Source organism: Halobellus inordinatus (assembly GCF_024464655.1).
Classification (GTDB): Archaea; Halobacteriota; Halobacteria; order Halobacteriales; family Haloferacaceae; genus Haloquadratum; species Haloquadratum inordinatus.
The window spans coordinates 105,385-123,971 of the sequence record NZ_JANHAV010000006.1; the positions used below are offsets into that span (position 1 = coordinate 105,385).

Genomic DNA, 18,587 nt, shown 5'->3' on the forward strand with positions numbered 1-18,587 from the left:
TCTCCCAACGAGTTCTTTGCATCCTGGACATCGGTGCGATGCAACTACGCTACGCGCAGGCCACGCGTTACGCGGGGGAACCGCTCCTCTGTAGCCTCCCGGGTTCACGCCTGTCCCCACACGGAAAATTGAGTGACTTTCATAACTAGATCTCGCACAATCTGTCCGTATTCTGTGATCACTGTCAAGTAGTGTATAGGATTCGCGTCTGTATTCGAACGCATAAACTCTATTCGGCTATATCAATATCTTGTCGACGCCTCCGGCAGATCGATTATGGTCGTCCGCTAGATCAGCTAATCGTCGTCTGCTGGGATGTCGCGTCTCGGCTGTCCGCGGTCGACGACGCCGTCAGTCCACGTCCCACGAAGAAAGTACGCACCCGAGAGCAGCACCATCAGGACGTTCGCCACGGCGATGCCGTACCAGACGCCTGTAGCACCCATATCGAACCAGGCTAAAAGGGCGTACGCCGGCGGGATGCGAAGCAGGATGAGTCCGACGATTCCGAAGATCATCGCCAGTCGGGTGCTTCCACTTCCACGGTAGGCACCTTGGACGACGTAGAACACGCCGAGGAAGACGTACGTCACGCCGACGATCCGGAGGTACTCCGCGCCTGCAGCGACGACGGCGGCGGCCTCCGCACCAGTGATGAAGATGCCGACGATCGCGGCGGCGTTGAGGTAGACGAGCACAGAGACCCCGACGAGCACGCCAGCAGTGATCCCGGCGCTCGCGAAGACGGCCCGCTTCGCCCGGTCGGGCTGCTTCGCCCCCAGGTTCTGTCCGACGACCGTCTCTGTCCCGCGTGCGAGGCCGAGCGCGGGGAGCACGACGAGGGAGGTGACCCGGGTTCCGATCCCGAAGGCGGCGACGGCCTCAGCGCCCGCGAGCGCGACGAGCGCCGTGACGACTGTCACACCCAGCGACTGCGTACTCATCTCGATGCTCGCGGGCGCGCCGATGCGGAAGATCTTGCTCACCGTCTCGCGCGTCGGCACGAAGTCCCGCGGCGTGAGGTGGATGCCGACGCGGCCCGAGAGCAACAGCCCGATCGCGATCACGGCTCCGACGCCGCGAGAAGCGATGGTAGCGATCGCGGCACCCTGAACGCCGTACCCGGCGAAGCCCGTCGCGCTGTAGAGGTCCGCCTGAAGCGTAGTGAGGCCGGCGACCTCAAACAGGAGGTTGTCCTGGAACCCGAGGATGAGAAACGGGTCGATGACGACGTTGAGCACGACGCCGAGGAGCATCAGATACAGCGGGGTCCGCGTGTCACCCCAACCCTGCAGCAGCGACTGAAAGATGAAGAACCCGAAGACGAACGGAATCCCGAGAAACATCGTCCGCGTGTACGTGACCGAGAGCGCGAACACCTCGGTCCCGCGCGTTGCACCGATCAACTGGAGCAACCAGGGCGCCAGCGCGTAGCCGATGATCGAGAACACGATAGAGAGGCCGATCACGAACGCGATAGTTTGTCCGGCGACTGCGCTGATACGGTCCAGGTTGCCCGCGCCCTTGTTCTGTGCGACCAGCACCGTCCCGGCGACCGTGAAGCCCGCCGCGAGCGTGATGATGAGAAACACGATCGCCCACGAAAACGAGAGCGCACTGACCGCGTCCTGTCCGAGTCTTCCGACCCAGAACGTGTCTGCGAGGTTGTACGCCACCTGCAGCAGATTGGTGAGGACGATCGGCAGCGAGAGGACGAAAAGCGGCTTGATCAGGGGGCCGTCCGTGACGTTCACTGCACGGTTCGCTCCGGGACCTCCGCTCATCGTCTCACCAACGCCGTTCGGCGGCGCACCGTCGCACGCTTGCGCATCGATCGCGTACGGTCGGCGAAAACGCTCTTACTGCAGACGGGAGGCGCGAACAGATTGGTTCTTCGCACGTGTCCCCGAGAAAATCGAGACGTGAACTGACGGACGACACTGAGACAAAATACTCGCTCAGCGAGTATAGCGGTTCCGTTCGGTGAGGAGCTATCGCTCGTACAGCCGGCTTCATACTGTCGGACAGAACTATGTGAAAATCACCGGCACCCGTGGGTGCCAACATCATTCACGAACTTCTGTCCGATAGTATCAGTCGTCGCGGAACCGCTTGCGCAGCAGATACGCCGCAATCCCGACCACGAACGCGACGCCGACGTTCGTCACGACGCCGAGGACGCCGATGCCGACCGTGAGCGAGAGCGAGTCGGTTTCGAGGCCAGCACGGCCGAGTTCGACGGCGATCACCGCGAGGACGACCCCGAGCATCGCCAGGGGGAACGCCGCGACCGCGCCCACGGCGACGACGGCCGCCAGCGCGTAGAGAACCCCGAGGATGAGATTTGCCCCCGCCGTCCGCGCGCCGAAGGCGTACTTGCCCGCGACGCCACCGCTACCGTGACACATCGGCATCGCACCCAGCGGGACCGCGAGGAGGTTCATCGCGCCCATACTGCTCGCGAGGTCGTCGGCAGAGACGTCCGCGTCGTAGTAATCCGAGAGCAGAAGCGACGTCGCGACGGCCGCGTTGCCGACGGTCATCGCCAACTGCGCGACAGTCGCGCCGATCGAATCCGACGAGAGTCCCGCCGTACTCGGCAGGGCGAGCGCCGCGGTCGGAAGGTGCGGGTCCGGGAGCCCGGTCTGTCCCAGTCCGATGCCGATGCCCACCGCGAGTACGGCCAGCGTGCTCGCCCGTCGCTGACCGATCGCGACGCTGATCCCGACGACGGCGAGTGCGAGGAGCGCGTACCAGACGCCGTCGAGGCTCAACCGGACTCCCGTTTCGAGAAGCACGAGCCCGACGGCCAACTGGACGCCACGAATCACTGGCTGGCCGACGTACCGTTCGATTCGCGCGAGCGTCCCAGTCGCGCCGACAGCGAGGAGGATGCCCCCGGCGAGGAGCCCGGCGACCGCCAGTTCAGACGTCGTCAGCGAACCGGCGATGACGAGCGCCGCGAGCGCCTTCATCGGCTCGACCGATATCGGGAGCCCGTAGTGGAGCCCCCAGACGACCTGAAAGACCGCAAAGCCGAGCAGGAGCCGTGAAAGCGAGAGGTCCGTGAGCGCCGCGGCGGCAACGACGACCGGGAGAACAGTAACCGAATCTCCTAACGCTCCCGTGAGTTCGTTTCGGGAGAAATCGAGCCGGTTACTGTACTGGCTCCGGGCGAAGACGTCCATCACTTCGACAGAGTCCCTCGGGAGATATAACGTCTGGGTACGCTATTTTGGTGCGAGAGGAACTACGGAAGTCGTTTATCCGATCGTTCTTCTCAGAACTCAAACTGACAGATACGGTAGAAGATGAGTCACCGAAGTCCGTTCGAACGAACTCGCCGACCCTACCGATAGTTTCGGGATGAACAGAACGTAAACGGTTATAGTTATATCGTAGTAGAGAAATGGCTCGGTCTGAGCAACCAAGACCAGTCAGTCTGCAACTACGTCGAGATACCGCGCGTCGCAGTCGCCTTGAACGAGGCGACCACGTCGCTGCCGGGTTCGAGCCCGAGTTTCGCGCGGCTGTCCTCGGTGACGAGCGCCAAAAGCGGTTCGTCGGCACCGATGTCGATCGCGATGCGAGCGATGCGTTCTCCGGATTCGATACTCTCGACGGTCCCGAGAAACCGATTCCGAGCGCTCGTGTGCTCGGGAACCGGTGTGTCCTCGGGATCAGTAAGCGTCACTGCGTCCGCGCGGAGCGACAGTTGCACGTCGCCGTCGCCCTCGGGGACGAGCGCCCGCACGTTGCCGGCGTCGGTTTCGACAGTCACTAATTCGCCCTCGCGCTCGACGATAGTCCCCGCGAGGACGGTCTCGGCGATGTCGGCGACGCCCTCGAAACCCGCCCGCGTGCGTTCGAACGCGGCGAGCAGTTCTCTGGCCGTGTCCGTGAGTTCACTCCCGCCGCCCCCTGAACCGCCCCGCCGTCGTTCGACGAGCGACCCGAACGCCTCTTCCAGTTCGACGATGCGACGCTGGGCGTGCGCGTACGACCGCCCCAGGGAATCGGCAGCGTTGTTGAGCGACCCTTCCCGATCGATCGCCCGCAACAGGGCGACGTCGCGTGAGTCGAGCGTCACCCCGTCGCTGCCGATGTACGTGTCGAACGAAGGACGGACGTCCATACCGTTCGGTACGTGTTAGCGAGCAAAAGCGTTATGTCTCCTCTGAGAGAACGATGGTTATATCTATGTCGGAACAACGTTCGACCGCGGACGACACAGGACGATCTCGGTTCAGTGGGGCGACCTCTCGACGATCGTTCCTCAAGATTGGCGCCGTTGTGGGAGCCACCGGGGTCGCCGGTTGTTCACAGGTCACCGGCAGTGAGCAGAGTCAGCAGGCACAAGCAGGCGTATCCGGTGAAACGCTCACGTTGACGACGACGACGAGCACATACGACACGGGACTCTTGGACGCGATCCATACCGACTTCGAGGAGATGTACGGTGTGACCGTGGACGCGGTCGCCCAGGGGACCGGCGCGGCGCTGGAGTCGGCCCGTAACGGCGACTCCGACGTGGTGATGGTCCACGCACGGGGCCTCGAAGACGAATTTATGCGCAACGGATACGGGATCAACCGACGAGACCTGATGTTCAACGACTTCGTCATCGTCGGCCCCGAGAGCGACCCGGCGGGGATCCAGGGAATGGGCTCGGCGACCGACGCGCTCACGACGATCGCCGAGGCGGAGGCGGCGTTCGACTCCCGCGGGGACAACTCCGGGACGCACACGAAAGAGCTCAATCTCTGGGAAGCCGCTGGCACCGAACCCGGTGGCGACTGGTATCAGGAGACGGGCACCGGAATGGGCGAGGCGCTGAACATCGCTAATCAGCAGGGCGCTTACACGCTCTCGGACCGTGGGACCTTCATCTCACAGCGTTCGGAGATCGACCTTACCATCCTCGTGCAGGGACCGATCGAGGGCGGGCCGGAGATCCTCTCGAACCCCTACGGTATTATGGCAGTGAATCCCGGCGTTCACGACAATGCAAACTACGACCTCGCGATGGCCTACATCGGATGGATCACCAGTCCCGGCGCCCAGAACGCGATCTCCGAATACACGATGAACGGAGAGCAACTGTTCTTCCCGGAGGCTATCTCCGAAGACCCCGACTTCCAACAGTACGTTCCGGAAGGCTGGAGTAGCAACTCGTCCGACGAGTGAGCGTGTCGCTCGAACCAGCTCTACTATCTCCGGCGCTCGTCGACTTTCCCTTCCGGGAGGGATACGTTCGGAGCATCATCTACGTCTCGCTGTACGTGAGCGGGATTGCGGTGGCGTTGAGTACGCTCTTTAGCATCCCGGTCGCAGTCGTGATGGGTTTCACCGACTTCCCGGGCAAGCAGTTCGTCAAGTCGGTCATCAACACCGGGATGGGCTTTCCGAGCGTCGTCGTCGGGTTGTTGGTTCTCTTTATCGTCTCCAATCAGGGACCGCTCGGCTCGCTCGAACTGATCTTCACCAAGGAGGCGATGATTATCTCGCAGTTCGTGCTCGCGACGCCGCCGATCACGGCGATCAGCCTCGCAGCCATCACTGGCGTGAGCGAGAACGTCCGCGACGCCGCCCGCGCACTGGGCGGCACGCGTCTCGACGTCGCGCTCGTCGTGATCAAAGAGGCCCGATACGGGATCGCAACGGCTATTCTCGCGGGCTTCGGGCGGGCGATCAGCGAGGTCGGGTCCGTTCTCATCGTCGGCGGCAACATCACGAGCGCGAGCGGCATCTCCCAGACCAGAACACTGACGACCGCGATCCAACTCGAAGCCCGCCAAGGCCAGTACGACACCGCGATGGTCCTCGGCGCGGTCCTCCTGGCTCTCGTCTTGACAGTGAACGCTGTCGTCGTTCGATTCGGCGACGAGGGATCGGTGAACCAATGATCAGGCTCTCGAACGTTTCGCAAGCATACGGCGAGGAGACCGTCGTCGAAGACGTCACGCTCTCGGTCGACCCGGGCGAAGTCGTCGCGGTTATCGGCCCGTCGGGCGTCGGTAAGACGACACTGCTCCGTATCTTGGCGCTGTTCAACAGACCGACTGCGGGGACAGTCGAACTGGACGGCCAGTCGGTATGGTCGGCCGGCGAAGACGAACGACTGCAGCTCCGACGCCGGGTCGGGACGGTGTTCCAGGAAGCGAGTCTGTTCGACGCCAGCGTGGCCCGAAACGTGGAGTACGGACTCCGAGTGCGTCAGCCCTGGGAGAATCGGCTTCGCGACACGCTGTGGTCAATCGTCGGCTCGAACGGAACGCCGAAGGCGGTGAAGCGATCCCTCGACGTGGTGGGCCTGAGGGACAAACTCGACCAGCAGGCCCGCTCGCTTTCGGGTGGGGAAGCTCAGCGCGTTTCCTTCGCACGGGCGTTAGCGTACGACCCGTCGTATCTCCTCCTCGACGAGCCGACTTCGGACCTCGATCCTCGGAACACGGATGTGATCGAGGAGGCGGTTCTGGAAGCCCGCGACCGCGGCATCGGCGTCGTCGTCGCGACCCACGATATGCACCAGGCCGAACGCATCGCCGATCGGGTCGGGGTGTTGCTCGGCGACGGGTTCACCGAAATCGGCCCCACCGAGACGATCTTCGAGAACCCGACAGACGACCGCACCCAGCAGTTCATCTCCGGCGAACTCGTGTACTGATCGCCTGCACCCCTACCAACCTCCGCCGTCTTCGACAGCGACCCTCCACGCGCTCTCCGTTCTGTGCTTCTCAGACCGGCTCGATCAGCGCTGGGGCGTCGTTCGCGGGACTGTTCACGCGCGTCGAGACCGGATACGCCTCCCACTCGTCGGCCGGAGACGGATCGAGGAGTTCGGCCGCTTCCTCGACGTCGCCGTGGAGCCACGTCTCCTCCTCGTCGGGGTCGAGCACGACAGCCATCCGGTGATGGAGGTCAGCGACGACGTCGTTCGGCTCGGTCGTGACGATAGTGAACGATTCGACGGCGTCGTCGCCGTCGGACTCGGCGCTGTTCCCGCCGCCGAAATCGCCCAATCCAGTCTGGGTGTGTGACGGCTCCCAGCGCTCCCACAGCCCCGCCATCGCGAACGGCCGGTCGTCGGCGAATGCGACCCGGTAGGGCTGTTTCGCGTCACCTTCCTCCACCCACTCGTAGAACCCGTCGGCGGGGACGAGACACCGACGACGCTCGTAGGCCGCCTCGAAACTGGGTTTCTTTGCGAGCGTCTCCGCGCGCGCGTTGATCAGGTCGTTGCCGACGCCCTCGTCGTCGGCCCAGGAGGGGACCAGCCCCCATTTGAACCGCCGAAAGCGATCCGGGTCGTCGTTGGTGAGGACCGGCAGGGACTGCCCGGGCGCGCAGTTGTACCGCGGCTCCGGTGGCTCCTCGAACGTCGCGTCGAAGCGCGACGCCAGTTCTTCGGCGGGGGTAAAGAGCGTGTAACGACCGCACATACGCGTCGATGGGTGCGAGCCCTCAAAACGACCCCGGCCGTCTCGTCGCCGTTTCTGCTTTCCCACTGGCGCACCGACCGCCGGCCCTCGAAGGGTTTAGGCGCCCGCCGCTCTCTCACCCGAGTATGCGTATCGAGAACAGTTTCGTCCCCGCGAGCGGGGTCGGCGCGAAGCGCGAGCGCTCGCTGTGGGAGTCCGGCATCCTCACCTGGGAGGAGTTCGACTCCGCACGCGCGCCGCTCGGCGAGAAGACGAGCGAACGAGTGGAGTCGTTCGTCGCGGAGGCTCTGGAACGGCTCGACGACGGCGACGTGCGCTACTTCGGCGAGCAGTTCCCCTCCGGTGAGACCTGGCGGTTCTACGAGAATTTCCGCGACGACGCGCTCTTTTTCGACATCGAGACCACCGGCCTCGACTCCAGTCGGGAGAACGTCACCACCGCCTCGTTCACGCAGGGCGGTGAGACGACGACGTTCGTCCGCGGCGAGGACCTGACAGCCGCGGCGCTTCGCGAGCAGTTCCGCGACGCCCCGCTCATCGTCTCGTTCAACGGCAAGCAGTTCGACGTCCCCTTCCTCGAAGACAACTTCGAGCTCTCGGTCGACGCGCCCCATCTCGACCTGATGTACTCTTGCCGCCGCATCGACCTGACGGGCGGCTTGAAATCGATCGAAAAACAGATCGGTGTCGATCGGGACCGTCCGGACCTCTCGGGCCGCGATGCAGTCCGCCTGTGGTACCAATACGAACGCGACGGCGACGACGACGCCCTCGACACGCTCGTCTCGTACAACCGCGACGACACCGAGAACCTCCAGAACCTCGCCGACGTCGTCGCCCGCCGTCTGCACGACGACTCGCTCGGGGCTGTTGCGGACGAATCACCCGGAATCCCGGACCCGCTCGCGTAGCTCTCTCTCCTCGCGTTCAGGCGCTGTTTTTGGCGAACCTAAAAGTACAAATACCCCGGACGGATACGACCGGTAATGAGCGAGTACACCTTCGACGATCTCGCGGTCGTGATGGGCACCTACAACGAGGAGGAAGCGATCGACACGGTGCTGTCGGACATCGAGGAGATCACCGACGGTCGCGCGGAAGTCGTCTGCGTCGACAGTTCGAGCGACCGAACGCCCGAAATCGCCCGGGAGCACGGCGCGACCGTGATCGAACAGCCGCCGATGGGGTACGGCTACGCCGTACGTGAGGCAGTTCTCACGCCGGATCATCCGGTCGTCGTCACGACCGACTGCGACGACACCTACCCGATGGAACGGCTCCCGCAGTTTCTGGACCTGATCAACGAGGGCTACGACGTCGTCTCCGGCGACCGCCTGTACTACGGCGCCGAGGCGATGCCCGGTCTCAACCGCCTCGGTAACACCGCATTCGCGGTTCTCGCGTCGGTACTGATGGGCGAGCGCGTCCACGACACCACGACCGGGATGCGCGCGTACCGACGCGAACTCCTCCACGAGATCGAGTGGACCGAGAACACGGGGCTCTCTGCGGAACTGCTGGTGCGACCGCTGATGCGCGGCTACGAGATTCGCGAGGAGCCGATCCCGTACCGCGAGCGCGCCGGCGAGACCAAACTCGACCCGTTCGGCGGCGGCGCGGCCATCGCGAAGTCGATCGTGAAGGTGGCGCTCGAAGAGCGATTCGGGTGAGAACGCGGCGGCGGAGCGGTCGCGTCGCGGTCGCGAGGAAGTCGACGGACCTACGCTGACCGGAGAATGTCGGCGATCCGTCGCGGCTCGCCGCTCAAGGAGGGGCTCTCCTCGACGATCTGTAACACTTCGTGGTCCGTCACGTCGGGGTAGGACTTCTCAGTCGCCTCCTCGATCAGCTCTTTCTCCAGGCGGAATTCGGTCCCTTCGTAGACGACGTCGACGCCCTCTTCGTCGAACGAGAGTACAGTCATAGCACCCCGTAGTCGGTCCCGGAGTAAAAGCCCATCAGTCCGGCGGAGAGAAGACGGCCGCTCGTCGGACGATCGTCTGACGCGCCGTTTATTATGCCGGGTGTGTTGATGCGGAGTGTGGCACTCGGTCAGGACCCGTTCGACGCGCTAGAGATCCCAGACGGCACGACCGTCGAGGAGCACGATCTCGTTACCGACGGGGACATCGTGGTCGGCGGGCAGAGTACCGTCGAGTTCGGCGTCAGAGGGCGGAACGTCCTCGCGGGCGAGCGCGTCACTTTCGGCGGCGACATCGAGGCCGAGGGCGACTGTCGCCTCGACGTCTGGTGTGACGTCGCCGGCAACGTCCTCGTCGGCGAGGACGCCTACCTCGGCGAACGCGTCCACGTCAGCGGCCGGCTGATGGTCTCCGGCGACCTGGACATCGGCGACGACGTCGACATCGAGGAGGGCTTCGAGGCCAACGGCTGGATCGTCATCCGGAACCCGGTTCCGACGCTGGTCTTCTACTTCGTCGTCCTGTCGCAACTCCTCCGTCTCGGGGAGAACGAGGCGGCCGACGAACTCGCGGACGCGCTCTCCGGCGACAGCGAAGACGACCCGCTCGTGATCCCGCGCGGTTCGACCGTCTCCGACGACGCCTGGCAGGCGTCGACTCCCGCGACGATCGGCGACGAGTGCCGACTCCACGGCAACGTCCGCGCGGAGACGATCACGGTCGGCGAGGACAACAACATCTTCGGGAGCCTGCGCGCCCGCGGGGACATCACCGTCGGCGAGGGAACGCGCGTCCACGGCGACGTGACGACCCGCGACGGCACCGTCACGATCGCCGACGGCGCTCGCGTCCTCGGTGACGTCTCCTGCTCGGATCTCGAACTCCACGACGGCGGCGACGTCGACGGGACGATCCGCGCGTCTGGCGATATGCGACTGATCCGCTCGGACGACTCTCGCGACTCCGAATAGCCGGGCGCGCCGTTTGGGCCGCCTCTCCCACCCGAACACCGCTTTTGCGCAGCCGTTTGCAACCCACCATTCTGACCCACCGCTCGAAACTCAAACACCCCTTTGTGCCACCGGCGCGCCTTTCCGTCGGTCTGTCGTACTCGAACTCGAAATGGTATCGAGACGCACACTCGCGGCGCTCGCGATCGTCGGACTCGTCGCCCTCGCCGGGTGCGGCGCGTCGACCGGCGGCGGCAGCGACGGCGGCGCGGGCGGAGGGGTCGAACAGGCGACGGAGATCGCAGCCGACACGGGCGCGCGGGCGACAGGCACGCCCGCAGCGACCCAAGCGCCAGAGGAGGCCGGAAGCGGCGCGTCGGATGACGTCGCGATGCCGACCGACCGCGCGATAATCCGCACGGGCACCGTCGCCGTCGAAGTCGACGACTTCGGGGCCGCGCAGTCGAACCTCACTACGACCGTCGAGGGCTACGGCGGGTACGTCAGCGACACCCGGCAGGACCGCAGACAGATCGGCAACGAGACGTGGATCCGCGGCGAGATGGTGCTCCGCGTGCCGAGCGAGGAGTTCGACGCCCTCGTCGCGGACGCCCAGGGACTCGGCGAGGTGCAGTCCGTCGAGGTGAACTCCCGCGACGTGACCGACCAACTCGTCGACATCGAGGCCCGCCTCGAAAATCTCCGCGCCGAGCGCGACCGCCTCCGAGAACTGTATCAGCAGGCCAACGACACCGAGGACGTCCTCGCCGTGCAGCGCGAACTCTCGGACGTGCAGGGCGAGATCGAACGCCTCGAAGCGCGACAGCAGAACCTCCAGCGACAGGTCGCGTACTCGACGCTGACCGTTCGGCTCGAAGAACCCCGTCCGACGCCGAACCGCGTCGCACCCGACCGCTGGTACGATACGCCCGTGCTTTCGGCGTTTATGCAGTCGGTCGACGGCGTCGTCGTCGTCGCCCGCGCGGTCGTCGTCGGCTTCGCCTTCGCGCTGCCGTACCTGATCGCGTTCGCGCTGCCGGTCCTCGTCGTCGCCGGCCTCCTCTGGCGGGTCGGCCGCCGCTATCTGGCGACTGGATGATAAGCGACGGACCGCGACAGAACGGGGTTAGGAGTCGCTTTCGCCGGTGCTCACGGTGACCTGTGCCTCACGGAGGACCGATCCAGCCATCTCGTAGCCCGGCTGGTAGACGTCGACGACCGTCCCTTCGGGCTGTTCGTCGTCGACGCGCATCATCACTTCGTGGCGCATCGGATCGACTGCCTCGCCGGGTTCGGGATCGATCGTCGTCACGTTCTCGTCTTCGAGGATGCGATCGAACTCCTCCAGCGTCGATTCGATACCCGGCCGGATGTCGGCGTCCTCGTCCTGGTCGAGCGCGCGGACGAGGTTGTCGCGAACGCTGACGACGCGACCGACGAAGTCCTCGGTCGCGCGCTCTCGAATCTCGTCTTCGCGCTTTTTCGCGCGCTTCTTGTAGTTCTTGAAGTCCGCCTTCGAGCGCTTCAGCGCGCTTTCGAGCTCCTCGACTCGCTCGGCTTTCGCTTCGAGGTCGGACTCGGCCTCGGCGACCCGCGACTCCAGCGCCGCGACCTCGTCGGCGAGGTCGTCGTCGTAGTCGGCGACGCGCGAGGCGACGTCAGGAATCTCCTCGTCGGCCGCGGCCCCGGCGGCCCCGCTGTCGGGGTCGACTTCGCCGTTCGCTGCGGCAGCGTCCGTGTCGACGGATTCGTGTTCTGCCTCGGCGTTCTCGGCGTCGGACGCCGCCGCACGACTCTCGGGGGACTCGTCGCTCATACCCGGAGGGAGTAGTCGGCGAGCCTTAAACGTGTAGAAAGGTGTCGTCCCAGCGCGCAGACCGCGGCGCCGAACGGCCGGCCGCTACTGGTACATTCCGATCGGGCGCGCCTGCGTGCTCTCCTCGCCGGCCTCCTGCATCCGCTTTGCGAGCCGGTCTTTTGCCTGCCGTATCTGCTCTGCACGCTCGACGAGGTCGTCGACGGGAACGTCGAGCCCGGTGAGCGGCTCGATCCCCTTCTTGATCAGCACGCGCGCGGCTTCCGGATCGGGGAACCTCGGATCCGACTCGACGACGAGCCCGACTGCCGTCCGCCCCGACTCGACGGCGTTGCTCAGGAGGACGCCCGTCGGTCCGGAGACGAGGCCGGTCTCGTGGGGAGCTTCGATCCCGACGTCGGCCACGATGTCGACTCCCTCGCCCGTCCCGAGGCCGTAGAGCGACGGCACGGTCCCTTCCTTCTCGCGGGGGATCCCCGAGAGATACAGCGGCGTCACCGAGAGCTCCTCGAACCAGCTCGCGAGACAGCCGGCGAGTTCGCCCGCGGCGTCCGGGCGAACGGGGACGTCGCTCTGGAGAACCAGCAGATCGCGGTCCTCGTCGGCGTAGATGCGGACAGGTGGCTGGAGTTCGGCGTCGTTCTCGCGATAGACGGCGACTTCGGGGATACCGTCGCAGTAGACGTTGGCGTAGTGCGTCATCTCGAACTCCTCGACGAGGTGGTCGGCAGCGATCTTCCCGACGAGTCCGACCCCGGGGAAGCCCTCCACCATCGACGGTTCCGACAGCGACACGTCGTCTGTGAGCACGGAGATCCGAGCCATATTCCCCCAGACGACCCGGCCGGTGGTAAAACCGCTGGGAGATTGCGACTGCGACGTCAGACGGCAGTAGTAATCCTTTCATCAACGCTCTGTGACGAGACGGACGAGGAGATTCACACCGGCCCTGCTGTCTGTCGCGGACCCAACTCGTCGTCGGCGCGTTCCTCGACAGCGAGGAGCAACTGCGCGGCCTGCCGCAGCGCGAAGCGGACTTCCCGGTCGTCAGTGTCTTCGATCGCACATTCCACCGCCCTGCGGACTTTTGCAACTGTTTCGTCGTTCATAGTTCATAGTCGTCTCAGTTGAGCAATAAATGTGGTTCGACGACACAGCACATCGAGAACGACGACCAAAATATAAGTGATATGAATAATCGCACTCGCCCGCGCCGCGGATTGAACCGACACCCACAAGCGAGCGCGGGCAGATGACGAAGGTATGCAACCACTCGAGCGGTACGCGTCGCTCGTCGACGACTTCGACGCGTTCCGCGCGGCGTGTGAACGGCCGCTGCCCTCGGTCGTCCGCGTCAACACGCTGAAAGCGTCGATCGAGCGCGCTCGCGAGGCGCTCAACGCCGAGGGCGTCGCCTACGAGGCGACCGACTGGCACCCCGGCGTGCTTCGTCTCGACGAGCGCGGCCCCGGTACGTCCTGGCCGTACTTTCACGGCTGGCTCCACGGCCAAGAGGAAGTCTCGGCGCTGCCCGCGCTCGCACTCGATCCACAACCCGGCGAGGTCGTCTGGGATGCCGCGGCGGCTCCGGGGAGCAAGACGACCCAACTCGCGGACCTGATGGACGACGAAGGCGTCCTCGTCGGCAACGACAACAACCTCGGACGGCTCTCGGCGCTCCGACACAACGCCGAACGACTGGGCATCACGAACCTCGTCGTGACCAATCAGGACGCTCGAAACTTCTCGTTCAAGCCGTTCGGCGACCGCACCGACGACGCAAAGCGCATCGAGGCGTTCGACAAAGCGCTCGTGGACGCCCCCTGCTCGTGTGAGGGCACCATCCGGAAGAACCCCGACGCGCTGGACCGCTGGTCGATGACCCACGTCGAGAGCGTCGCGGGGATCCAGAAGGGGATCCTCCGCCGCGCGATCCAGGCGACGAAACCCGGCGGCACCGTCGTCTACTCCACCTGTACGTTCGCGCCCGAGGAGAACGAGGCCGTGCTGGATCACGTCCTCGACGAGGGCGACTGTGAGATGCGCGAGTGGGACGCCCCGGACGGGTTCGAGACGGACCCCGGCGTCACGGAGTGGGACGGCGAGACGTACGACCCGTCGGTCGAACTGGCGCACCGAGTCTACCCGCACCGCAACGACACGGGTGGGTTCTTCTGCGCCAAACTGGAGGTGACGGCGTGACCGACGCCGACTCCAACGCCGACCCGCCGGAGAACGACGGCCAACAGTTCGATCGGCTGCCGGCGACGGCCGACGAGCGCGTCGTTCCCGGCCGACCCACCCGCGAGGAGGTCGTTCAGTGGTGGGACCAACGCTTCGGCGTCCCGCCGGAGACGTGGGACGGACACACCTTCTGGGAGAAAGGTAACGGCAAGATCTGGGCGTTCGCGGCCGACGTGGTCTCACCGATTGCGGTCGAGGGACTCGGCCTGCGGATCCTGCGGGCGCGCCAGGAACACTGGAAGCCCTCGACGAACGCCGTCCAGCGCTTCTGTCGCGACGCCACGGAGAACGTCGTCGTCCTCGACGGCGACGAGGCCGCCTGCTTCGCCCGCGGCGACGACCAGGAACTCCCCCGCTGGGACGGCGACTGGGGCTACGTCGTCGCCGCCCACGAGATCGCCGGCGACGTCGAGCCGATCGGCGTCGGCCTGTATCTCCACGGCGAACTCCGCTCGACCGTCCCGAAAGGGCGGCGCGAGGACCTCGAATAGGCGAGACGGGCAGTCACCGGATAGGCGAGCCAAGCTACCGCGACCCCACCCCGAGACTACTTCTGCTCGATCGTTCCGCCGCCGAGTCCCTCCCACGCGACTCGGTAGCCGAGTCGCGCGAGGACTGCGGATGCGTCGTCGACGCCGCGGGCCTCCAGGACCGACTCCGCATCCGCGAGTGACATCCCCACGCTGATCTCCGCGTCGAGTGCCTCCAACACGTCGGGACGGATCAGTGTCCGACCCACGCGCTCGTGTTCCGGGAACGAGACCGAATCGAGCGCGTCGACGCTCACACCGCGCTCCGCTGCCAGCGCGTCGAGGTCGATCACGTCGTCGTCGGGAACGAGTTCGTCGGGCAGTTCCGCCGCGGCCGCCGCGACGAGGTCGGACTCGTACTCTCCGAGCGCGTCGACTACGTCTTTGACGCGCACGCGTCCGGAGAACGTGACCACGCGGTGGTCGAGGGCTTCGATCTCCTCGCCGACGCCGAGCGACTCGTCGACCGCCACGAGGAGTTCGACGTCGTCGTCGACGCTCCCGAACTGATCGAGTTTCTTCTCGACGTACTCGGGCGTCCAAAAGCCCATCACCTCGAAGAAGACACGCAGCGATGGCCTCGCGGATCCGCCGTCGCCGCCCGGCCGGTACTCGAACGCGAAATCGGGGATCATCGCCCGCGCGCCCGCCGCGAGCGGTTCGGGCTCTCGGGAGAGGTCCCAGTCGAGATCCAGGTTCGAAAAGCGGGCGGCGAAGTCGGCTTCGACGCCGCTGTCGTAGGTTGGCTCGGCGACCGGTTCGACCTCCGGGACCGAGACGTCTTCAGGACCGAGCCGTAGCTCGCGCTCCGTCCCGCGGTCGTCGATCGTCGCCGCGAGCGACCACTCGGCGGCGGTCGCGACGCTCCGCAACAGGCGTGCGAACGCGGTCCCGTAGCGCCGCGTGCGACGGAAGAGCGCGTCCGGCCCCGTCACGACGAGTTCGCGCTCGGCGATCGGCTGGCCGGCTCCGTCGCCGTCGTCTACGTTCCTGCGCCGGATCTCGTACAGCAGACCGAGTCGTTTGACGGCCGAGACGAGCCGCTTCGGATCGGAATTTCGGATCCGGACCTCGGTCGCGTCGAACAGCGCGGTCTGCGCCAGCGAGAGATTGTACTGCTCGACGAGCTGGTCGGGACTCCAGCGCGGGTCGAACCCCGCGAGCACCTCGTTGACGTCGCGGTCGGCGTACAGCGAGTGCTCGATGGCTTCGATACCGGTCCCGAGCCTGTCTGCGGCCTCGGCCAGCGCCGCCTGTCGGTCGTCGTCGCTCACGACAGCGCCGGCGTCCTCGGCGGCCTCGAAGACGACGCGGCGGACGCGCTCGGGCGGCAGCGGTGCGCGTGTCTCGAACGTCGCCTCGCGTTCGAGCAGCGCGGCGAACCCCCGGACGAGCTTGAAGTCGTCGGCGTCGCGTTCGAGGTCGTCGAGTGCCTCGTCGAGGGCGTGTCGCGGCTGTCCGACGTGGCCCTGGAAGACGCCGATGACTCGGGCCGCGAGCGGGCGGTCGCTCCGGCCCGCGAACTGCGGATGATAGCCGCCGCCGGCCCGGGAGACCCGGAGGAGGTCCTTTCGCAGCACGCCGGGGGGTTCGAGACGGCGGGACAAGAGCGTGCCGCTGCGGCCATCGCCCCGTGCAGTCTCACGGCAGTGGCATCGTCCCGTGCAGTCTCACGGCAGTGGCATCGTCCCGTGCAGTCTCTCGGCTGTGCGCCGCCCCGAAGCACTGGAGGAGAAGACTCATACGCGCGGCCGAGCCTTGAGCGGACGATGAAGCGACGAACCGTCCTCCGAACCGGTGCGGGGTTGGTCGCGACGGTCCTCGGCGGCTGTCTCGGTGCCCCGCCGAGGGCGACGGGACCGCGTCACGCCCCCGACGCGCCCGCCGATCAGCCTCGACAGACGCCCGCTCGCCCCAATCTCACGATCGGGACGTTCGACTTCGAGGCGATCGATGACGACGCGCTCCGGGTCTTCGGGACGGTCGAGAACCGCAGTGGTGCCCAGCGGACGGCCACTGTCGTCGTCACGGTCCGCGTCGCTGGCGACGACTTCGAGCGAGAGACCTCTGTCACTGTCGCCGCCGATGGGACCGCGGAGTGGGCGGTCACATTCGACGTCGCCTACGACGAGTTCACGAGTAACGGCGACCTCAACGTCACGCTTGCGTAGGGCTGCGCGTCGGAAGACACCGATCGGCCCTATCGCCGCCTGTCTGCGACCCGTTCTTCGGCGGTCTCCTCGCTCACGACCTCGTAGAGCAGCGCGCGTCCGCCGTCGCGCTTGGGGCGGAGGACCCGCCCGAGCCGCTGGGTGAACTCCCGTTCGGAACCTGAGCCGGCGAGGACGACGGCCACGTTCGCGTCGGGGACGTCGACGCCCTCGTCGAGGACGTTCGCCGTCACGACCCGCGAGTACGTGCCGTCGCGGAAGCGTTCGAGTATCTCGCGCCGCTCTTTCGTGCCGGTCTCGCTCGTGATCGCTGGGAGGAGATACCGCTCGGAGAGCCGATAGACGAGATCGGTGTGTGCGGTGAAGACGATGACCCGGTCGTCGCGGTGGCGATCGAGGAGCCGCCCCAGCGTGTCGACTTTCGCGTCGGCGTTCATCATAATCCGGCGCGCGCGCTGCTTCGCGAGGAGCGCCTCGCGAGCCTTCGGGTCGGTGCCCGAGCGCATCACGAGCTTTCGGTAATCCGAGCCGCTCCGCAGCGAGAGGTTCGAGTGCTTCAGGTAGTCGACGAACGTGCCCTGGGCCTCGTCGTAGGCGTCGCGTTCGGCCGAGCTGAGCGCGACTTCGATCCGCCGGACCTCGTAGTCGGCGAGGTGTTCGCCCGCGAGGTCGTCGACTGACGCCTCGTACACCTTCGGACCGACGATGTCCGAGATGACTTCGTGGGCGCCGTCGGGCCGCTCGAACGTCGCCGTCAGACCGAGCCGTGCGGGTGCGGCAAGCAGGCGCGCGGCGTCGCGGTAGCCCTCGCCCCCGAGGTGGTGGACTTCGTCGAAGACGACGAATCCGAAGTCGCCACCGACGTCTTCGGCCCGGAAATACGCCGAGTCGTACGTCGAGACCGTGATCGCCTCTCGTTTTTGTTCGCCGCCGCCGAACTGCCCGACCGGAACGTCGAACTCCGTTTCGAGTTCGCGTCGCCACTGGTCGAGGAGGTCGATCGTCGGCACGACCACGAGCGTCGGGACGCCGAGCGCGGCGATGGCGTCGACCGCGAGTACCGTCTTGCCGGCGCCGGTCGGGAGTTCGACGACGCCCCGCTCGTCGTTCGCGCGCCAGGCGTCGATCGCCTCGGTCTGGTACGGCCGGAGATCGTACGAGTGCGACAGCGACAGCCGTTCGTCCGGGAGCACCTGATCTTCGAACGCCACGTCGCGCTCGCGGAGGGCTGTGCGAAGCTCTGCGTACCGATAGGCGGGCGCACGAGCGACAAGTCCGCGCTCGTCCCACGCGACGCCCGGCAGCGACTCGACGGCCCGATCCGACTCCTCGAGCCCCGACACTCGGATCGTGCCGTCCTCGAACCGCAGCGTGATCACGTTCGTTGGTCCGTCGTGATCGTATATATACTGTCGGCCGCGGCTGTGGTATCCGGTCGTTCCGAGACAGCCGCGGCCGGTCCGTCCGCACCGGGACGGCGCGCTTTTCACCGTCGACGCGAGAGAACCCGGT

The 18,587-nt window shown here is 66.0% G+C and carries 20 protein-coding genes; 10 read left to right on the top strand and 10 right to left on the bottom strand.

Going from position 1 to position 18,587, the window contains the following annotated elements; translation table 11 throughout:
• Positions 1 to 296 precede the first annotated feature (296 nt).
• From NO347_RS12040 to NO347_RS12050, 3 genes are all read right to left on the bottom strand, one after another.
• The gene (locus tag NO347_RS12040; protein ID WP_256289818.1) at positions 297 to 1,784 is read right to left on the bottom strand and encodes an MATE family efflux transporter; all 1,488 of its coding nucleotides are present in this window, start codon (positions 1,782 to 1,784) and stop codon (positions 297 to 299) included.
• 309 nt (positions 1,785 to 2,093) lie between these two features.
• Positions 2,094 to 3,188 (bottom strand): putative sulfate/molybdate transporter, encoded by a 1,095-nt coding sequence (locus NO347_RS12045; protein WP_256289819.1) that lies wholly within the window; start codon positions 3,186 to 3,188, stop codon positions 2,094 to 2,096.
• Positions 3,189 to 3,448: 260 nt separating this feature from the next.
• Positions 3,449 to 4,135, bottom strand: a complete 687-nt coding sequence (locus NO347_RS12050) for a TOBE domain-containing protein (protein ID WP_256289820.1) — start codon at positions 4,133 to 4,135, stop codon at positions 3,449 to 3,451.
• Between the two features lie 146 nt (positions 4,136 to 4,281).
• Here NO347_RS12050 and NO347_RS12055 point away from each other — a divergent pair, with 146 nt between their 5' ends.
• The 3 genes from NO347_RS12055 to NO347_RS12065 are packed head-to-tail and all read left to right on the top strand — an operon-like array spanning position 4,282 to position 6,667.
• On the top strand, positions 4,282 to 5,187 hold the full coding sequence (locus NO347_RS12055; protein WP_425492390.1) for an ABC transporter substrate-binding protein: 906 nt from the start codon (positions 4,282 to 4,284) through the stop codon (positions 5,185 to 5,187).
• Positions 5,184 to 5,906 (top strand): ABC transporter permease, encoded by a 723-nt coding sequence (locus NO347_RS12060; protein WP_256289822.1) that lies wholly within the window; start codon positions 5,184 to 5,186, stop codon positions 5,904 to 5,906. Before NO347_RS12055 ends, NO347_RS12060 begins: the two co-directional genes overlap by 4 nt.
• Positions 5,903 to 6,667, top strand: coding sequence for an amino acid ABC transporter ATP-binding protein (locus NO347_RS12065; RefSeq protein WP_256289823.1), 765 nt, complete (start codon positions 5,903 to 5,905; stop codon positions 6,665 to 6,667). Before NO347_RS12060 ends, NO347_RS12065 begins: the two co-directional genes overlap by 4 nt.
• A gap of 70 nt (positions 6,668 to 6,737) precedes the next feature.
• Here the strand turns inward: NO347_RS12065 and NO347_RS12070 are convergent, their stop codons facing one another.
• The gene (locus NO347_RS12070) at positions 6,738 to 7,442 is read right to left on the bottom strand and encodes an SOS response-associated peptidase (RefSeq protein ID WP_256289824.1); all 705 of its coding nucleotides are present in this window, start codon (positions 7,440 to 7,442) and stop codon (positions 6,738 to 6,740) included.
• Positions 7,443 to 7,567: 125 nt separating this feature from the next.
• On the opposite strand from NO347_RS12070, the gene NO347_RS12075 reads away from it, so the two are divergent.
• Positions 7,568 to 8,353: a ribonuclease H-like domain-containing protein gene (locus NO347_RS12075; RefSeq protein ID WP_256289825.1), complete on the top strand. Its 786-nt coding sequence runs from the start codon at positions 7,568 to 7,570 to the stop codon at positions 8,351 to 8,353.
• A 75-nt stretch (positions 8,354 to 8,428) separates the two neighbouring features.
• A complete protein-coding gene (locus NO347_RS12080; protein ID WP_256289826.1) occupies positions 8,429 to 9,112 on the top strand; it encodes a dolichyl-phosphate hexose transferase in 684 nt (227 codons plus the stop codon).
• Between the two features lie 50 nt (positions 9,113 to 9,162).
• On the opposite strand, the gene NO347_RS12085 is transcribed toward NO347_RS12080, so the two are convergent.
• On the bottom strand, positions 9,163 to 9,366 hold the full coding sequence (locus NO347_RS12085; protein ID WP_256289827.1) for a DUF5800 family protein: 204 nt from the start codon (positions 9,364 to 9,366) through the stop codon (positions 9,163 to 9,165).
• A 117-nt stretch (positions 9,367 to 9,483) separates the two neighbouring features.
• Here NO347_RS12085 and NO347_RS12090 point away from each other — a divergent pair, with 117 nt between their 5' ends.
• Complete coding sequence (locus NO347_RS12090; protein WP_256289828.1) at positions 9,484 to 10,335, top strand: polymer-forming cytoskeletal protein; 852 nt, start codon at positions 9,484 to 9,486, stop codon at positions 10,333 to 10,335.
• Positions 10,336 to 10,486: 151 nt separating this feature from the next.
• On the top strand, positions 10,487 to 11,413 hold the full coding sequence (locus NO347_RS12095; RefSeq protein WP_256289829.1) for a DUF4349 domain-containing protein: 927 nt from the start codon (positions 10,487 to 10,489) through the stop codon (positions 11,411 to 11,413).
• A gap of 27 nt (positions 11,414 to 11,440) precedes the next feature.
• Here the strand turns inward: NO347_RS12095 and NO347_RS12100 are convergent, their stop codons facing one another.
• The 3 genes from NO347_RS12100 to NO347_RS12110 all read right to left on the bottom strand — a co-directional run bounded on the left by NO347_RS12100 (position 11,441) and on the right by NO347_RS12110 (position 13,239).
• Positions 11,441 to 12,130 carry a nucleotide exchange factor GrpE gene (locus NO347_RS12100; RefSeq protein WP_256289830.1) on the bottom strand — a complete coding sequence of 230 codons (690 nt, stop codon included), beginning with the start codon at positions 12,128 to 12,130 and terminating at the stop codon, positions 11,441 to 11,443.
• A gap of 84 nt (positions 12,131 to 12,214) precedes the next feature.
• Positions 12,215 to 12,955, bottom strand: a complete 741-nt coding sequence (locus NO347_RS12105; protein WP_256289831.1) for a proteasome assembly chaperone family protein — start codon at positions 12,953 to 12,955, stop codon at positions 12,215 to 12,217.
• Between the two features lie 113 nt (positions 12,956 to 13,068).
• Positions 13,069 to 13,239, bottom strand: a complete 171-nt coding sequence (locus NO347_RS12110) for a hypothetical protein (RefSeq protein ID WP_256289832.1) — start codon at positions 13,237 to 13,239, stop codon at positions 13,069 to 13,071.
• 154 nt (positions 13,240 to 13,393) lie between these two features.
• On the opposite strand from NO347_RS12110, the gene NO347_RS12115 reads away from it, so the two are divergent.
• Together NO347_RS12115 and NO347_RS12120 are read left to right on the top strand one after the other, a co-directional pair.
• Positions 13,394 to 14,332, top strand: a complete 939-nt coding sequence (locus NO347_RS12115; protein ID WP_256289833.1) for an RsmB/NOP family class I SAM-dependent RNA methyltransferase — start codon at positions 13,394 to 13,396, stop codon at positions 14,330 to 14,332.
• Complete coding sequence (locus NO347_RS12120; protein WP_256289834.1) at positions 14,329 to 14,865, top strand: DUF7122 family protein; 537 nt, start codon at positions 14,329 to 14,331, stop codon at positions 14,863 to 14,865. Before NO347_RS12115 ends, NO347_RS12120 begins: the two co-directional genes overlap by 4 nt.
• A 56-nt stretch (positions 14,866 to 14,921) precedes the next feature.
• Here NO347_RS12120 and NO347_RS12125 read toward each other — a convergent pair whose 3' ends face one another.
• Positions 14,922 to 16,484, bottom strand: coding sequence for a DUF790 family protein (locus tag NO347_RS12125; RefSeq protein WP_256289835.1), 1,563 nt, complete (start codon positions 16,482 to 16,484; stop codon positions 14,922 to 14,924).
• A 189-nt stretch (positions 16,485 to 16,673) separates the two neighbouring features.
• On the opposite strand from NO347_RS12125, the gene NO347_RS12130 reads away from it, so the two are divergent.
• Positions 16,674 to 17,075 (top strand): transcriptional initiation protein Tat, encoded by a 402-nt coding sequence (locus NO347_RS12130; RefSeq protein WP_256289836.1) that lies wholly within the window; start codon positions 16,674 to 16,676, stop codon positions 17,073 to 17,075.
• A 29-nt stretch (positions 17,076 to 17,104) separates the two neighbouring features.
• Here the strand turns inward: NO347_RS12130 and NO347_RS12135 are convergent, their stop codons facing one another.
• A complete protein-coding gene (locus NO347_RS12135) occupies positions 17,105 to 18,454 on the bottom strand; it encodes a DEAD/DEAH box helicase (protein ID WP_256289837.1) in 1,350 nt (449 codons plus the stop codon).
• Between the last annotated feature and the right edge of the window lie 133 nt (positions 18,455 to 18,587).

Bases quoted from the DNA above. Each gene is read 5' to 3' on its own strand.
- NO347_RS12070 (WP_256289824.1), bottom strand. From the start codon at position 7,442: ATGTGCGGTCGTTACACGCTCTTTACCCCCGCCGAAGAACTGGCGTCG.
- NO347_RS12110 (WP_256289832.1), bottom strand. From the start codon at position 13,239: ATGAACGACGAAACAGTTGCAAAAGTCCGCAGGGCGGTGGAATGTGCG.
- NO347_RS12130 (WP_256289836.1), top strand. From the start codon at position 16,674: ATGAAGCGACGAACCGTCCTCCGAACCGGTGCGGGGTTGGTCGCGACG.
- NO347_RS12085 (WP_256289827.1), bottom strand. From the start codon at position 9,366: ATGACTGTACTCTCGTTCGACGAAGAGGGCGTCGACGTCGTCTACGAA.
- NO347_RS12105 (WP_256289831.1), bottom strand. From the start codon at position 12,955: ATGGCTCGGATCTCCGTGCTCACAGACGACGTGTCGCTGTCGGAACCG.
- NO347_RS12065 (WP_256289823.1), top strand. From the start codon at position 5,903: ATGATCAGGCTCTCGAACGTTTCGCAAGCATACGGCGAGGAGACCGTC.
- NO347_RS12075 (WP_256289825.1), top strand. From the start codon at position 7,568: ATGCGTATCGAGAACAGTTTCGTCCCCGCGAGCGGGGTCGGCGCGAAG.
- NO347_RS12100 (WP_256289830.1), bottom strand. From the start codon at position 12,130: ATGAGCGACGAGTCCCCCGAGAGTCGTGCGGCGGCGTCCGACGCCGAG.
- NO347_RS12115 (WP_256289833.1), top strand. From the start codon at position 13,394: ATGCAACCACTCGAGCGGTACGCGTCGCTCGTCGACGACTTCGACGCG.
- NO347_RS12040 (WP_256289818.1), bottom strand. From the start codon at position 1,784: ATGAGCGGAGGTCCCGGAGCGAACCGTGCAGTGAACGTCACGGACGGC.
- NO347_RS12095 (WP_256289829.1), top strand. From the start codon at position 10,487: ATGGTATCGAGACGCACACTCGCGGCGCTCGCGATCGTCGGACTCGTC.
- NO347_RS12045 (WP_256289819.1), bottom strand. From the start codon at position 3,188: ATGGACGTCTTCGCCCGGAGCCAGTACAGTAACCGGCTCGATTTCTCC.
- NO347_RS12050 (WP_256289820.1), bottom strand. From the start codon at position 4,135: ATGGACGTCCGTCCTTCGTTCGACACGTACATCGGCAGCGACGGGGTG.
- NO347_RS12080 (WP_256289826.1), top strand. From the start codon at position 8,429: ATGAGCGAGTACACCTTCGACGATCTCGCGGTCGTGATGGGCACCTAC.